General features: G+C 57.0%; 13 protein-coding genes. 7 read left to right on the top strand and 6 right to left on the bottom strand.

The features are described 5' to 3' along the window. Positions 1 to 80 precede the first annotated feature (80 nt). Positions 81 to 767, bottom strand: coding sequence for a tetratricopeptide repeat protein (locus tag G449_RS15585; RefSeq protein WP_159060411.1), 687 nt, complete (start codon positions 765 to 767; stop codon positions 81 to 83). 138 nt (positions 768 to 905) lie between these two features. Continuing rightward, positions 906 to 1457 (bottom strand): hypothetical protein, encoded by a 552-nt coding sequence (locus tag G449_RS0101760; RefSeq protein WP_022657585.1) that lies wholly within the window; start codon positions 1455 to 1457, stop codon positions 906 to 908. Positions 1458 to 1983: 526 nt separating this feature from the next. Between G449_RS0101760 and G449_RS15580 the strand changes: the two genes are divergently transcribed. The 3 genes from G449_RS15580 to G449_RS0101745 all read left to right on the top strand — a co-directional run bounded on the left by G449_RS15580 (position 1984) and on the right by G449_RS0101745 (position 4517). Then, positions 1984 to 2274, top strand: a complete 291-nt coding sequence (locus G449_RS15580; RefSeq protein WP_022657584.1) for an HdeA/HdeB family chaperone — start codon at positions 1984 to 1986, stop codon at positions 2272 to 2274. Positions 2275 to 2334: 60 nt separating this feature from the next. After that, positions 2335 to 2676: a hypothetical protein gene (locus tag G449_RS0101750; RefSeq protein ID WP_022657583.1), complete on the top strand. Its 342-nt coding sequence runs from the start codon at positions 2335 to 2337 to the stop codon at positions 2674 to 2676. 410 nt (positions 2677 to 3086) lie between these two features. Continuing rightward, positions 3087 to 4517 (top strand): response regulator transcription factor, encoded by a 1431-nt coding sequence (locus G449_RS0101745; RefSeq protein WP_022657582.1) that lies wholly within the window; start codon positions 3087 to 3089, stop codon positions 4515 to 4517. Between the two features lie 78 nt (positions 4518 to 4595). Here G449_RS0101745 and G449_RS18020 read toward each other — a convergent pair whose 3' ends face one another. From G449_RS18020 to zraS, 3 genes are all read right to left on the bottom strand, one after another. Further along, entirely contained in the window at positions 4596 to 5069 is a 474-nt protein-coding gene (locus G449_RS18020) for a rhodanese-like domain-containing protein (RefSeq protein ID WP_081640434.1), read from the bottom strand. 335 nt (positions 5070 to 5404) lie between these two features. Then, positions 5405 to 6718: a sigma-54-dependent transcriptional regulator gene (locus tag G449_RS0101735; RefSeq protein ID WP_425387156.1), complete on the bottom strand. Its 1314-nt coding sequence runs from the start codon at positions 6716 to 6718 to the stop codon at positions 5405 to 5407. Between the two features lie 110 nt (positions 6719 to 6828). Continuing rightward, positions 6829 to 8352: a two-component system sensor histidine kinase ZraS gene (gene zraS, locus G449_RS15570; protein WP_022657579.1), complete on the bottom strand. Its 1524-nt coding sequence runs from the start codon at positions 8350 to 8352 to the stop codon at positions 6829 to 6831. Between the two features lie 174 nt (positions 8353 to 8526). Here zraS and G449_RS0101725 point away from each other — a divergent pair, with 174 nt between their 5' ends. Together G449_RS0101725 and G449_RS15565 are read left to right on the top strand one after the other, a co-directional pair. Further along, entirely contained in the window at positions 8527 to 8988 is a 462-nt protein-coding gene (locus G449_RS0101725; RefSeq protein ID WP_022657578.1) for a periplasmic heavy metal sensor, read from the top strand. Between the two features lie 306 nt (positions 8989 to 9294). Continuing rightward, positions 9295 to 9789 carry a Spy/CpxP family protein refolding chaperone gene (locus G449_RS15565; protein ID WP_022657577.1) on the top strand — a complete coding sequence of 165 codons (495 nt, stop codon included), beginning with the start codon at positions 9295 to 9297 and terminating at the stop codon, positions 9787 to 9789. A gap of 410 nt (positions 9790 to 10199) precedes the next feature. Here G449_RS15565 and G449_RS15560 read toward each other — a convergent pair whose 3' ends face one another. Then, positions 10200 to 11330, bottom strand: a complete 1131-nt coding sequence (locus G449_RS15560) for a radical SAM protein (protein ID WP_081640463.1) — start codon at positions 11328 to 11330, stop codon at positions 10200 to 10202. A gap of 346 nt (positions 11331 to 11676) precedes the next feature. Here G449_RS15560 and G449_RS0101705 point away from each other — a divergent pair, with 346 nt between their 5' ends. Next, positions 11677 to 11964, top strand: coding sequence for an integration host factor subunit alpha (locus G449_RS0101705; RefSeq protein WP_022657574.1), 288 nt, complete (start codon positions 11677 to 11679; stop codon positions 11962 to 11964). A 314-nt stretch (positions 11965 to 12278) separates the two neighbouring features. Next, positions 12279 to 13892, top strand: coding sequence for an MBOAT family O-acyltransferase (locus tag G449_RS0101700; protein ID WP_022657573.1), 1614 nt, complete (start codon positions 12279 to 12281; stop codon positions 13890 to 13892). Positions 13893 to 13898: the final 6 nt, after the last annotated feature.

Raw genomic sequence — 13898 nt, 5'->3', positions numbered from 1 at the left:
TACTGTTTTTCGGCATAAGGATCGTGCTGAAAACCAATTTACAGGGTCACACTGCCAGAAAACAAAGGCTTCCGAAGCAGTCAAAAGGCATCAAGACGGGCCTGCGCGTCAGCATCGCCCTGCCGGGCGGCCTTACCATACCAGTAAAGGGCTTTTTCCCTGTCATTGTCCAGGCCGTCCCCGGTCTCATAGCTGCGCGCAAGGTTATACTGGGCGGTTGCATAGCCCTGTACCGCCGCCCGCATAAACCAGCTGGCGGCGGCATGCGCATCGCGCGGCATGCCTGTGCCCTTGCTGCAAAGAATGCCAAGCATGTTTTGCGCCTGGGGGTAACCAAGTGCGGCAGACATACTGTACCAATACACGGCTGCGGCCTTGTCTGCGTTTACCCCCAAGCCATCCTCAAGACAGCCTGCAAGCCTGTATTGAGCTTCGGCATGCCCCTGTTGCGCGGCCTTGTGCAACAGGAGCACCGCCTGTTCAAGATTCTGCGGTACACCAAGACCGAAAAAGCAGCGCATCCCCAGCGCAAACTGCGCTTCTGCCCGATCTGCTTCTGCCGCTTTTTTTAACCAGACCACAGCCAGGGGGTCATCCTTGCACAGGCCGCACGAGCCACTCTCATACTGCCGGGCAAGCCAGAGCTGGGACTCGGCATCGCCGCGCTGCGCCTGCTCATAGACCTGCTCCAGGCTGGTGCACGATTTGGCGGAGCATACTGGAGAGTGGGCGGCTTGCCCCGTTCCCCAGCCAGGGGCATTCCGCATTGGATCCATGGATGCGAACGATGCGCTGCCCCTGGCAGGAACCGAGGCCGCGCACAAACAGGGCGCGGGGCCAGCCGTCCCCCAAAAACCATAAATAACAGCAAGGCAAACCGCGGTGCCGCGCATAAGCGTCACCGCTTACAAAAGCACCAGCGGAATGCCCACCTGAATCAGTACGGCCAACAACAGCGCCGCCCAGTGCAAAGGGCCAAGCGTGGCAGGCACAGTCCCCTTCCAGATGGACAAAAACCCCTGCAGCGTGCGCTTGAGAGTCCATACAAGATACAGCAGTGTGGAGCCGCACATAAAGGCAACCAGAGCCTTGCTGCCCGGGATCGCCCAGAACTGACGCAGCATTTCCAGCGGCGGCTGATCCCCGGTGGAGAGTTCATCAAGCTTTGCCATTACTACGGGATCATTCCCCATCCAGCCAGCCACCCCGACGATGCCGCCAATCCCCACAAGAGCAAGCACCAAGGCAAGCCACACGGTATTCACCTGCCATTGGGCATGGGCGTATTCTGCCTGTATGGCTCCCTTGCGGGCCTGGCGGCGCTGGTAATAGCCAAGGGCCAAAGCGCCAAGGCCAGCCCACAACAACAGGCTCCAATAGAGTGAAAAGGAAAAAAGAAGCAGCAGAACATAGCCCGCCCAGATCATGCCACTGACGTGAGTGCTGGAATCTTTCATCGAATGTTCTCCATAACAAGATTTTCAATGCGTGCGGCATTGACGCAGAATTCCAGCAGCTTTTTCCTCCAATTGGACGCAAAACGGTATCACCCGAAGAGGCCTTTGTGCAAAAAATCTTGTCACCCATACGGGTGATACGCCCTTTCAGCCATTCCGGCAGCACAATGAACAGACCGGCAAAAAGCTCTGCCGGGCAGGCGCTGAAGCACAAGACACAGGATTATCGCATTATCAATGCTGCAACTGGAACTCGTTAACCCTGTTAAATTTAATTATTTTTTCATGCATCACGCCATTATTCACCCCTAGGGGTGAACAGCAACCAGCAAAATCGAACATTAAGGTGATGTGCAGAACCCTGCCCAAAGTGTAGGCCTGATCGGGTTGTTGAGGCCACCAGGGGTTCGCGGCGGCCTGCACTGGAATAGGCTTTGCGTCCAGGCGCTGGCATTCCCCAGCACCGCACGAATATCTTCGGATAATTGGGGTCATGGTTAAATATCAATCGGAGACGGAGGAAGTAATGAAAAAGTATATGTTGGCTGCACTGACTGTTTTTATGCTGGGCGCTGCTCCCTTTGCAGCACATGCAGCAGAACAGGATGTGGCAAAAATCACCTGCAAGGACTTTCTGGCTGACAAGCAGAACATAAGCATGATGGTGATGTGGATTGACGGTTACATGAGCGGCAAAAGCGGCAATACCTCCATCAGCGATCAGTGGATGGAAAAGCTGGGCACCCACCTGGGCACCTATTGCGCGAAAAATCCTGCCAAAACCATTATGGACGCCATCGAAGCCGTACCCGAATAGGGCCTACCGACTTCAGCACACGGCGTCCCACCGCACCCTGGATTACATGGAGATACCTATATGAAACGTTTTATCCTTTCTTTTGCCGCAGCGCTGATGCTCTTTGGTTTCAGCGCCGGAGCAGCCCTTGCACAGGAAATCGTTGTCGCCAACGGCACAGGATTTACCATCCAGCGTCTTGGCCTTGTTGACTCCAATGCAGGCGGCAACGCTCAGGATCTTTTGGGCAACGACACGCTTGCCAGTGGCGAAGGCCTGAAGATCAACATCAACGGCAGCCCCAAGGGGTGGGAACTGATCGCCGTTGACAGCGATGGCGGTCAGGTGAACTGGCAAAACCTCGACCTGAGCGGCGTAAAGAAAATTACCCTGCGCGGCGATGGATCTGCGGAACTTGAATAAACGTGATGCCGCTTACGTGCCAGCATTCCAGCAATTCTTGCAGGTTTAGCTGATCACGCAGGCATGCGCAGCCGGTGACAAAAGCCCTATCAGCTTGAGCGGGCTACAGATGTTGCATGGCTTGAAGAGGAAGGTACCCGAACGCTTGTTCGGGTACCTTCCTTTGCACTGTTCTCCAGTCAATCCAGATGGTTCTGTTGCTGCACTTCGCTAAAGTTCACCGAGGCCTCACGCTGGAAAAAGCTTTCGGGCAATATTCAGCGGGGGCAAAGTGAAATAATGCGACCAGCATCGAATAACACATATACGAATTTGCTATTGACCCACAATAAATGTGGTGTTCTTTTAGGGGGTAGTGCAATTGCAACTGACTATCTGATGACAAGCCACGCTGACCTCTCGGAGAACCAATGGAATCAGGCAAAAAGGGATTGCCAGTCATTTCCGGCATGGGCATTGCCAGCCTGCTGGCAGCCCAGTTTGTAATTTTTCTGGAAGGCCGGGGACTTGGCATTGTATCTTTTTCCCTGCAAAACGCGGTTGCCGGATTTTGCGGCGGCATAATTCTGGGCGGGCTGCTTTTTTCCACCTGGCTTCCCAAACGCTTTGGCGCCCCGTGCGCCGTGGCCTTGACCCTGATGGGCGCGCTGCTGTGGACGGGAAGCATACTCCAGCACAATGCAATTTACTCCTACGGAGCCTGTTTCTGGGGCGGTGCGGTTCTGCCCCCGTTGCTCAAAAATTTCTTTGCCCGCAGTTCATCACCCGGTTTTCACCTGGGCGTTGCCTTTGCTGTTGGGGATTTTTTCTGGCTGTTTTTATACATCTTTCCCTTTTCAGATGAAGCGCTGCAATGGCTTATGCTGTGCCTTCAGTTCGTGAGCGGCGGCATGGCGGCCATTTGTCTGTTCAAAGAACAACCGCCAGCAGAAGGCCTGGAAATTGTGCGCAAGTCAGACAGGCTGACAGTAATTTCACTCAGATACCTGACAGTCATCGCCTTTATATTTTTTCTGCTAAACGCCTTTATCGACATTACCTTTTACAGGATTCACAGTCAGGCCTTTCCCATCCCCGCCCAGGTACACCTGTATACGTGGCTGGCCTATCCCATTGTTGGCGTGCTGATTGACAAGTACGGCACTGACATGCGCCTGTTACTCTTCTGCATTGGCGGGGTAATTTTATCCCCGACCCTTGTGATCATCACAGAGGGGACAGTCATCTACTGGATCATTTATGTGATTGATCTTGCGTGCCGTGGCATTGCGCAATTGTACTTTCTGCTAGTCTTTGCTCAGATCGGCAGACACTCTCCACGGCGCGGCCTGATCTCTGCCATTCCTTACCTTGTAATGCTTATGGCTTTCTTGTGCGTATACCGCTTTGTGGAGCACTTTCCCGGTACAGTGCCGGTTGCATTCTGGTGCCTTTTTCTCACTACGGCCTTCAGCTATGTCAGCTCCCGCATCCAGTACGCCCTGACGCTTTCCGGGGTATCAAAAACGCCCACGGCGGACAGCGAAGACAAAACAGAGCACAAAGCCTTCACCCCGCAGGAATCGCACAAAAGCGAACGCTGCCGGGCAGACAGCATAGCTGATTTTGCCCTGAAATATGGCATTTCTTTGCGCGAACGGGATGTTTTGTGTCTGATTCTGGAGGGGTGCGATACGTCTGCCATTTGCGATCGGCTGCATATTTCTGAAAACACGCTCAAAACCCACATCCGGCAAATATTGCGCAAGACGGAAACGCGAAACAGAAACGCTCTGCTGGTACTCTTTTTCAATGAAGAAAATATGGAAAAAGAAGCAGAGGCTCGGCTTGAGAGTTTTTAGCGTCAGGTCGGCTCAGGCAGCAGGAGCAGCGAGCCTTATTTCTGTGGCGTGCTGTCGCGGTGACAGGCGGGCTTGTCCTTACTGGCCCGACTGGCCTTCTTTCTGCAAAAATGAAAAATGCAACTGCCCCGCTGCGTAACGGACATTGGTGATGTCTGGCCGCAACCGCCTGAACAGCTTGTATGCCTGAAGCGCCCTGTAACCGTACTGGCAGTGCAACAGCACAGCAGATTCCTGCGGAATATTTTTTACAGAATTCTGAAAAGCATATAGTGGCATGTTGACGGCGTTTGGAAGATGCCCATCTGCAAATTCTTTTTGACTGCGCACGTCAATAATAATCAATTTTTTCGTCTTTAAGACATACTCACGAGCCGCTTCTGGTGACAAGGCCATTGACTCACCCGCGCTGCTGCTCGCTGGCACTGAAAATTTCCAATACATATACGTTTCAGCGCATGCAATAACAAGTAGAACTGCAACAATTTTCAGTAGCCGCATTGCTCCATCAGCACCACGATACAAGGCAATGCCGTCTTCTGCTGTTCTCATTGAAAACCTCTCTCCAATGCCTTACCGCGCGGCATTCATCAGTGCAACTCGCCATTTCCTTTGATTTTTCAGGCCAATCACCCCAAAATGACCTCAGAGGGGCACGCCGCCAGGGTGCAACAGCCCCGCCTTCCATCCGTAACTGATGCTCGGAGGAGTGTTATACACTTCTTCCTTGCCAGCGCGCAAAAGAACCCAGCCCCACATCCACCTAGTGATCGGAGGAATTTTGTGCGCTGGCAAGGCCCGCAAGAGGCGACAGAGGGAGTGGACGTTCGGTCCATGACCGATGTCGCCCCCGCAGCGGAACGCCGTCAGCGCGCAAAAGAACACGATCACTCAAGGCCGTACTTGCGGAGCTTGTTATGCAGGGTAGCCCTTGTAATTCCCAGCTGCCGGGCCGCCTCGCTCTTGTTGTCGCCTGTCTGGCGCAGGGTTTCCTCAATGGCGCGGCGCTCCACGGCATCAAGGGGCAGACCTGCCAGGGAGGCGTCCACCTCGGGCTGGCGTTCATCGGGCAGGGCGGGGCCAGTGACCACAGAGGGCAATTCGCGCTCGGTGATGAGGTCGCCGTTGCAGAGAATCACTGCGCGTTCCACGGCGTTTTCCAGTTCTCGCACATTGCCGGGCCAGCCGTAGCGCAGCATGCAGGCCAGCGCCTGCGGCGAAAATCCGCGCACACTTTTGCGGTTGCGGCTGGCAAAGCGTTCCAGAAAATGCGCGGCGAGCACAGGAATATCCTCGGCGCGGTCGCGCAGGGGCGGCACTTCAATACAGATGACGTTGAGGCGGAAATACAGATCCTCGCGAAAGCGCTTTTGAGCCACTTCTTCGCGCAGGTCGCGGTTGGTGGCCGCCAGTATGCGCACATCTACGGTTATGGCGGCATCGGCCCCCACGCGCTGCACCTCGCCCTGCTGCAAGGCGCGCAAAAGCTTTGACTGAAGGGCAAGAGGCATTTCGCCAATTTCGTCCAGAAAAAGCGTACCCCCGTTGGCCTGGGCAAAGCGCCCTTCGCGGCGGCGGTCCGCGCCGGTGAACGAGCCTTTTTCGTGCCCGAACAGTTCGGATTCCAGCAGATTTTCGGCCAGGGCCGCGCAGTTCACCGTTACCAGGGGTTTATCCGCTCTGGCGCTGGCGCAGTGCAGGGCGCGGGCCACCAGTTCCTTGCCTGTGCCGGATTCACCGGAAATAAGCACAGTGGCCTCGGTAGGGGCAACGGTGGCGATAATTTCCTGCATGGCGCGGATGGAGGCGCTACGGCCAAGGATGCCGGGGCGCGCGGCGGCATCGCCGAGCTGACGGCGCAGCTCGCGGTTTTCCACACTGAGGCGCGAATGTTCAATGGCTTTTTCAAGCGTATGTCTGAGCGCCTCAAAATCCAGCGGCTTGACCAGATAGTCGTATGCGCCGAGGCGCAGGGCCTCCACGGCAGTTTCCACAGAGGAATAGGCCGTCATGAGCACCACGGGGAGTGCTGGATTATATTCAAGAATATTCTTGAGCGCGTGGATGCCGTCCATGCGCGCCATGCGCACGTCAGTCAGCACTGCGTCAAAGGATTTTTCGCGCACCAGAGGAACGGCCTCGTCGCCGTCCGTGGCTTCTTCCACAGCATATCCCCAGGAGCGCAGCATGGTGCGCAGCATGCCGCGGTGGGCATCGTCATCGTCTACAACCAGTATGCAGTTGCTCACCGTATCCTCACTTTATGCTTGGCAAAAACCTGAAATCCCAGGCCGCGCCGCAACCGCGCAGGTCATTTTTTACGATTGTCCTGCGCCACCGTGCCTTCCGCCGCGCGGGGCAGCCAGATGCGGAACGTGGTTTCACCACGGCGCGCTGTCTGCGCGGGGCGCGAGGTAACGCTGATTTCGCCGTCGTGGGCTTCCACAATCTTGTGTACCATGGCAAGTCCCAGCCCCGTACCCTGCCCCTTGGTGGTATAGTAGGGGTCAAAAATATGCGGCAGCTGGCTGGCCTCAATACCTGTGCCGTTATCGCGCACCATAAGGCACACGCGCCCTTTGCGCTCCACAATGGCAAGCGTGAGCTGCCCGCCCTCGGGCATGGCGTCCAGAGCGTTGAGGCAGAGGTTCAACAGGGCCTGCCCCATGCGTTCGGGGTCGGCCAGGGCCAGCGGCACCCGCCGGGGCGAACGGCAGACAATCTTGACATTGCGCTTGTCCGCATCCTGATGGATGAGACGCGTCACGTGATCCACCACAAGCTTGAGATCAGTCGGATGCGGGCTCACATCGCTGGGGCGCGAAAGCCCTATAAGATCCATAATTACGCGATTGAGCCGGTCAACCTCGTGCACCATCACATTGGCGGCCTCGCGGTCTTCGCTGCCTTCGGGAAAGCGCTGGCCGAAGTAGGTGGCGTAGCCCTTGATGGAGCTTAGAGGATTGCGGATTTCGTGCGCAACCCCTGCGGCCAGATTGCCCACAGCGGCCAGCTTTTCCTTGCGGCGCACTTCTTCTTCAAGCCTGCGCACCTTGCCCTCGGCCATGCGCTGCCGCTGACGCGATTCCCGCGCCCGCTCGGCATAGTACAGGGCCACCAGGCAGGCCAGGCCCACCAATAGGGTCACTGCGGCCAGCATGGCCACGTAGTCCCGGTTCTGGCTGCGCGTTATTTCAAAGGGCGAAAGATCAAGGCCGAGAAAAATCACCGGCAGCGGAAAGCCCCTTGGCAGATCGCGTATACCCGGCGAAAATTGCCTGTACACGGCAAACACGCGCCGCCCCTCCATGCGCATGATGCCCCAGTGGGGCAGCATGTCGGGGGCAAGGTCGCGCATGGTGGCCTCATCGGCTTCGTGCGAGCCCACCTGCAAAATTTCGCCAAGCCGGGCAGGGTTGCTGTGCGCCACAATGGTGCCGTCAGGCATGGTCACGGCCACAAAAACAATGCCGGGGCTTTCAGCCATTTCTTCCAGCAGCACCTGAAGACGGACGCCAGCCTCGCTGCGCATGCCCGAACGCAGGATACTCTCGAAGGCGATGATCAGCGATGAACCCTTTTCCGCCAGCAGGCGGGCCATGGCGGCCTCGCTGCGGTCAATGGAAATAAGGGTCAGCAGCGTTACCATGAGAGCCAGCACAACGGCGGCCCCGCCCAGCAGCAGGCCGAGCGGCGTATGCGCGCCAACAGCAACGGTTTGCACTGTCCGCGACTTATCTGTGGAACTTGCGGAGCCTGTGGGGCTTGCTGCGGCTGCGCCCTGCTGCGCAGCTTCCTGCCCGTTTTTTTCAGCCGTGCTGTTTTCCATATTCATACGGCACACTCTGTATTGCGCGCGGCACCGCCAGAGGCGCACCACGAGTAAAAAAATTTGCACGCTTTTTGCAATAAAATAATCATCCCTTGCGCCCACAAAGCCGGGAATCTTGCCACCCCGCTCAGTGATTGGTATGAGAGCGGGACGAGTTTATTCTTCAGAAGGTCTTTTATGATGAAACCCCTTCTTTCCCTTTGTGTTCTGGCCAGTCTGTGCCTCCCCCAGCCAACGGCGGCGGATCAGACCGACTATGCGGAATATACACCTTCGCCGGGAAGCCCCGCAGCCAACCACGCCGCAGATATGCGGACATGGCTGCAACAGCTTTCGCCCGCGCAGCGGGCCAAAGCCCAGGCCGTCATTGACGAATACTCCCCCAAGGTGAACGAACTGCGCAAAAGCATCATGCTGAAAAAAAACGAGCTTGCCCACCTGAGCTACAACCAGACCACCTCGCCGGAAACGCTGCCCCGTCTGGGGCATGAATTACAGCAATTGCGAGATGAACTGCGCGCCCTTCTGCAACGAGCAGACCAGCGCATGGGTACTGAGGTAGGCGTTCCGCTTGGCAGCCCGCAAACCCGCGGGTGCAGCATGGAATATCCCGGTCTGTCCACTTCCGCCAGCAAATAACCGCGACAATCTGCTCGCAGCAACACGCGTCCGCCCTCAAGGCGGGCGCGTTTTTTATTCAATTTTGCCCGGTAGCCCCTGTAAGAAAATTATGCAGATGTACAAATTTTATACAGGAACAATGCCCGAATGTATAAAAAACATACGCTTCTCTGCCCGCTGGCGCAACGGCCGCGAGGAATAATGCATCAATATATTGATTTTATTAAATAAAATTTAGTTGGCACACGCATTGCTATATGACAAGCAAACGTTGCAGGAACAACGAAACCATATACGAGAAAAAAGACTACGAGGTAGCCTTCCATGAAATCCAAAAACATCGCCATCGCAGCCATACTTGCAGCAACCCTGATGGGTGGCGCCATAACTGCCTACAGCCAGCCTGGCCCCGCAGGCGATATGCCCGAAGGCATGCGGGAAATGGGCGGCTGCATGGGTGAAATGCCCTGCCCCGGAATGCAAGGACACGGCATGATGGGACGTGGGGCGTATACCCCCGAACAACAGCAGAAGTATGATGCCATTGTGGACGAGTTCGTCAAACAGATGGAACCCGTAAAGGACCAGATGTTCATCAAGCGACAGGAGCTGCGCGCCCTGCAAAATGCCTCCAGCCCCGATATTGCGGCTGTGCGCGCCACTGCCACCGAAATATTGCAACTCAGAAAGCAGCTCGGCCAGATGCACGAAACCATGACCCAGCGTCTTGAAAAGGAAGTCGGCAAGCCTGCAGCTGCCCACATGCCCAAAAAGGACGCCCCCGCTGCGGCGAAACATCAGCACGGCGCGGCCCAGTAACCCCCAATTAACCTAAATTGCCGCTCCCAACTCGTCCGCCAAAGGCGGTTGACATATACAGGATCACTGAGAACAAATTTCCGTCCTGTCCCCTACCCCCAAGGGGGGCATCACGGAGCCTCCAAAACCTCCTCCTTTGAACAGAACCTTTTAACCATCAACACCCTCCCTCCCTTCTCGGCCGCCGGTTCCCCCCCGGCGGCCGCCTCCTTTTCCAGAGATGGCAACAAACGCACAGAACCCGTCTTAAGGCGGGTTCTGTGCGTTTTGCCCTGCGCGGTATCACTCTGCCTGCGTTTCAGGCAAAAGATCCTTCGCAACAGCGTGACATATGTTTGAAACTTTATTGGGTGAGCGCAGGAAAAACCTTTTTGCAAAAGGCATCTCCCCAGCGAGACCTCTCCCGCTGATCAGACCGGGTTAAAATCAAGCTGCGGCGTTGCCGCATCGTCAAAAACTACCGTTCGCAGCCCCAACGCCGCCCATCTCGCGCGCAGTTCGCCCTTTGCGCCCCAAAAGGAACCCTGGGCTGACCGGGGCAGATACAAATCAAACTGCGCAGCTGGTGTTGCCACACTCTCGCCAAGCAGTTCCCTTACCGCCAGCAGCAAGGCACGCCCCTTGACCCTGCCGCCAAGTTCCCTGTCCACAGGCCCGGCAAGCACGGCACTCTCCAGCCCCGGCTCCGGGGCAAGACCCATGCGAATCACGGGCACGTTGGCCCGTGCTGCCACGAGCCAGCCGTGGGCAAGATTTTCAAGCGTATCCTCCAGCGGCCAGGGTTTGTAGCTCCCTTCGCGCCACATGGCGGCAAGACCGGTGCCTTCAAGCACAAGACAGGGATAAAACCGCAGCATCTGCGCGCCCGCAGCAAGGGCCGTAGGCACATCGTCCATAAAAAACCGTGGGCTATGCCCCGGCATGCCGGGCAAGAGCTGCACCACCAGCTTGAGGCCAGCAGCCCGCACAAGGGCGCAGGCCGCCTGGGCAGTGCCGCCGGTATAGCCCCGGCGCGAGGCCGCAAGCGCACTATCAGCAAAGCTCTGCACGCCCAGTTCCACCATTCCACAGCCTGCGGCGCGCAACCTCTCCAGTATTGGGGCATCCACCCTGTCCGGACGGGTTGAACAGCGGAAGGAATTTATCCAGCCTTTTTCCTGCGCTTCGCAGGCCAGATTGAGGCAGGCGGTCAGATCCTCCTCCGGCAATGCGGTGAACGTGCCGCCGTAAAATGCCAGCTCCGCCGCAGGCTGCCCGCTCTCATGGCGCAGGCGCAGATTTTCCCGTGCGGCGCACAGCAGCCCCTCCATACTTGCGGCGCGCGAGCCTTCCGCACAATCCGGATTTTGGCAGTCGCCAACGCCGGTCTGCACGTCCTGCGCGCAAAAAACACAACGCACAGGGCAGCCCCTGAATGGCAAAAACACCGGCACAACGGCCTGCCGAGGTTCCGCATCGCGCTGCAGCCATGCAAAATTCAGCGGCACCGGGCGCTCTTTGCCTCCAATCTGCGATGAGGCCTGCGCAATATTCTGAGCCATATTCATATTAGCTCCCTGGTCATGCAGTGCGGCGGGCACAGATTCACAGCAGGCATCCACGGAATGAGCTTGTCTATAAAAGGGCGAAGAAATGTCCATAAGGGTCATGGACAAAAACTTTTTTTTGGGGGGCATATGGGGCTCGCTGACTGTGAAACGGTATGTAGAGCGCATTGGACGGAAAATGACATGCAGGCGATTTTTTTAAAAAAACCTTGCTCTGTCTGTAACTTGCGTGTATTTTACACAAAAGTTCCGTTTGTGTGAAGCTGACAAACATTGCTGCGGGGCATTAGGAACACTGGGTTCCACTCAGCCATACCAGCGCACTGCGCCGGAGAGCACTATGAAAAAAACACTGACCAAAGCGGACATCGTGGAGGCCATCTACGAAGAAACGGACAAAAACCGCGTAGATGTCAAGAACGTGGTAGAAAAACTGCTGGAGATCATGAAGGTCGCCATCAAAAAAGACCGGGCCCTGCTTATCAGCGGCTTCGGCAAGTTTGAGTGTTATGACAAGGCCTCCCGCAAGGGCCGCAACCCCAAGACAGATGAAACCATCACCCTGCCGCCGCGCAAGGTTATGGTGTTCCGCCTCTCGCGCAAGCTTCGCGCAGAGCTGAACCCCTAGGCAAGCTCGGAGCCTCGGCAGCCTTGGCATGCCGGTGGGGGCGCGTGTGACGCGTTTCTTGTCGTGCGCGCTTTTTCTTTGCCATTTGGCCTACCAAAAATGCACAGCCCGGCACGGCAGACATGCGTGCCGGGCTTGAGCAACCGCCTTGCCCTGCTGTGCGGAACGCAAGGCGGCACTGGGGATCAAAGCAGGATGCCCGGCATTTCAGCGGCTCAGCCGCAAGTGCGAAGCATCCCACACCGCAAAATCGGAAGAATCCAGGCTGACGCCAGCGCGGCGGGCATGTCCACGCCGTCCAACGGGAGTCGCACATGCTTTTCAACTCGTACACATTCCTTTTCGCCTTTCTACCCCTGCTGCTGGTATGCTGGCGGCTGACCCAGGGCTACGGCCCCACGGGTCTTGCCCTGGTGCTGCTGGCTTTTTCCGTAGTATTTTACGGCTTGTGGGGTTTGCCCTTCCTGATTCTGCTGGCTGTAATTCTGGGCATGAACTATGCCTTTGCCCTTGCCCTGGCAGCGCCAGAGCCAGAGCTAAAACAGGATGCAGCCCCCGCTGAAAACGCGGAAGGCGAAGCCGAAAAGGCCTGCCTGTGCGGTTTGCGCAAGCAGGCTGGCTGCCGGTTCCACCTGAGCCGCAAGGGTCTGCTTATCCTTGCCCTGGTGCTCAACCTGCTGCCCCTGCTGTGGTTCAAGTATTCCGCCTTTCTGGCCCAGAATCTTGGGGCGCTGCTGCATGCGCAGTGGCATTTCACCCCGCCCGGGCTGCCCTTGGGTATTTCTTTTTATACCTTCATCCAGATCGCCTGGCTTGTCAGCGTATACCGTGGGCAGGTAACGCCTCAGGGCTTTACGCGGCATGCGCTGTTTTCCGCATGTTTTCCCTATGTGATTTCCGGGCCAATCGTGCGCTATGAGCAGATCGGCCCTCAGTTTGACACACTTGCCCCCACCAATGCTGAGAATCTGGCTCAGGGCTTTACGCTTTTTACCTTCGGCATGATCAAAAAGGTTCTGCTGGCCGACAGCATTGCCATGTACGCCGACTCTGTCTTCAATGCGGCGGAAAAGGCCTTTCCGCTCAGCGGGGCCGAGGCGTGGCTGGGTTCGCTGTGCTATACCTTCCAGCTGTATTTCGACTTTTCTGGCTACACGGACATGGCCATTGGCCTTGCCCTCATGCTGGGCCTCAAGCTGCCGGAAAACTTTGATTCGCCCTATAAATCCACAGGCATTGTGGACTTTTGGCGGCGCTGGCACATCACGCTCAGTTCGTGGCTGCGCGATTTTCTGTACATCCCCCTTGGCGGCAACCGCAAAGGGCGGCTCATGCAGTACCGCAACCTGTTTCTGACCATGCTGATCGGCGGCGCGTGGCACGGCGCTGGCTGGACCTTTATTGTCTGGGGGGCGCTGCACGGTTCCATGCTGGGCATCAACCACTTTTTCCGCGCCTGCATCAAGGGCAAAACGCTGGAACGCGTATTGGCCCTTGCGCCGTTGCGCATCTGCTCCATCCTGTTTACATTTTTCTGCATCAATCTGTGCTGGGTTGTGTTCCGCGCGCTGACAATTGAAGGCGCGGGCCGCATGTTCAAAGCCATGTTCACAGGGCCGTTTACGCGTGAAGCGGCGGGCCTGAGCGCAACAACCGACGGGCTTACGGGCTTTGCCGCCCTGGTGGCCCGCTGGCTGCCCAACAACTACATTCAGGGATGGGTTCCCTTTGCCCTGCTGCTGGTGAGCTTTCTGGTGGTCTGGGCGCTGCCCAACAGCCACGAGGTTCTGCACGGCAGACGCGATGGAAGCCGCCCGCGCCTGAGCTGGCGGCCCACAGCCGCCTGGGCTACGGGGCTGGCCGTTATGGCCTTCCTCACCCTGATTCTGGTTTCGCGCAAGGCGACCTTCCTGTACTTCCAATTTTAACCACGC

It is taken from the genome of Desulfovibrio desulfuricans DSM 642, assembly GCF_000420465.1.
Classification (GTDB): Bacteria; Desulfobacterota; Desulfovibrionia; order Desulfovibrionales; family Desulfovibrionaceae; genus Desulfovibrio; species Desulfovibrio desulfuricans.
Note: the sequence above shows the minus strand (reverse complement) of the source record. Positions and strands in the feature narration are given on the sequence as shown.

Excerpts from the sequence above, each read along its gene's own strand:
- G449_RS15585 (WP_159060411.1), bottom strand. The coding sequence starts at position 767 with ATGCGGAATGCCCCTGGCTGGGGAACGGGGCAAGCCGCCCACTCTCCA.
- G449_RS0101745 (WP_022657582.1), top strand. The coding sequence starts at position 3,087 with ATGGAATCAGGCAAAAAGGGATTGCCAGTCATTTCCGGCATGGGCATT.
- G449_RS0101700 (WP_022657573.1), top strand. The coding sequence starts at position 12,279 with ATGCTTTTCAACTCGTACACATTCCTTTTCGCCTTTCTACCCCTGCTG.
- zraS (WP_022657579.1), bottom strand. The coding sequence starts at position 8,352 with ATGAATATGGAAAACAGCACGGCTGAAAAAAACGGGCAGGAAGCTGCG.
- G449_RS0101725 (WP_022657578.1), top strand. The coding sequence starts at position 8,527 with ATGATGAAACCCCTTCTTTCCCTTTGTGTTCTGGCCAGTCTGTGCCTC.
- G449_RS15565 (WP_022657577.1), top strand. The coding sequence starts at position 9,295 with ATGAAATCCAAAAACATCGCCATCGCAGCCATACTTGCAGCAACCCTG.
- G449_RS0101750 (WP_022657583.1), top strand. The coding sequence starts at position 2,335 with ATGAAACGTTTTATCCTTTCTTTTGCCGCAGCGCTGATGCTCTTTGGT.
- G449_RS18020 (WP_081640434.1), bottom strand. The coding sequence starts at position 5,069 with ATGAGAACAGCAGAAGACGGCATTGCCTTGTATCGTGGTGCTGATGGA.
- G449_RS0101735 (WP_425387156.1), bottom strand. The coding sequence starts at position 6,718 with ATGCTGCGCACCATGCTGCGCTCCTGGGGATATGCTGTGGAAGAAGCC.
- G449_RS0101760 (WP_022657585.1), bottom strand. The coding sequence starts at position 1,457 with ATGAAAGATTCCAGCACTCACGTCAGTGGCATGATCTGGGCGGGCTAT.
- G449_RS15560 (WP_081640463.1), bottom strand. The coding sequence starts at position 11,330 with ATGGCTCAGAATATTGCGCAGGCCTCATCGCAGATTGGAGGCAAAGAG.
- G449_RS15580 (WP_022657584.1), top strand. The coding sequence starts at position 1,984 with ATGAAAAAGTATATGTTGGCTGCACTGACTGTTTTTATGCTGGGCGCT.
- G449_RS0101705 (WP_022657574.1), top strand. The coding sequence starts at position 11,677 with ATGAAAAAAACACTGACCAAAGCGGACATCGTGGAGGCCATCTACGAA.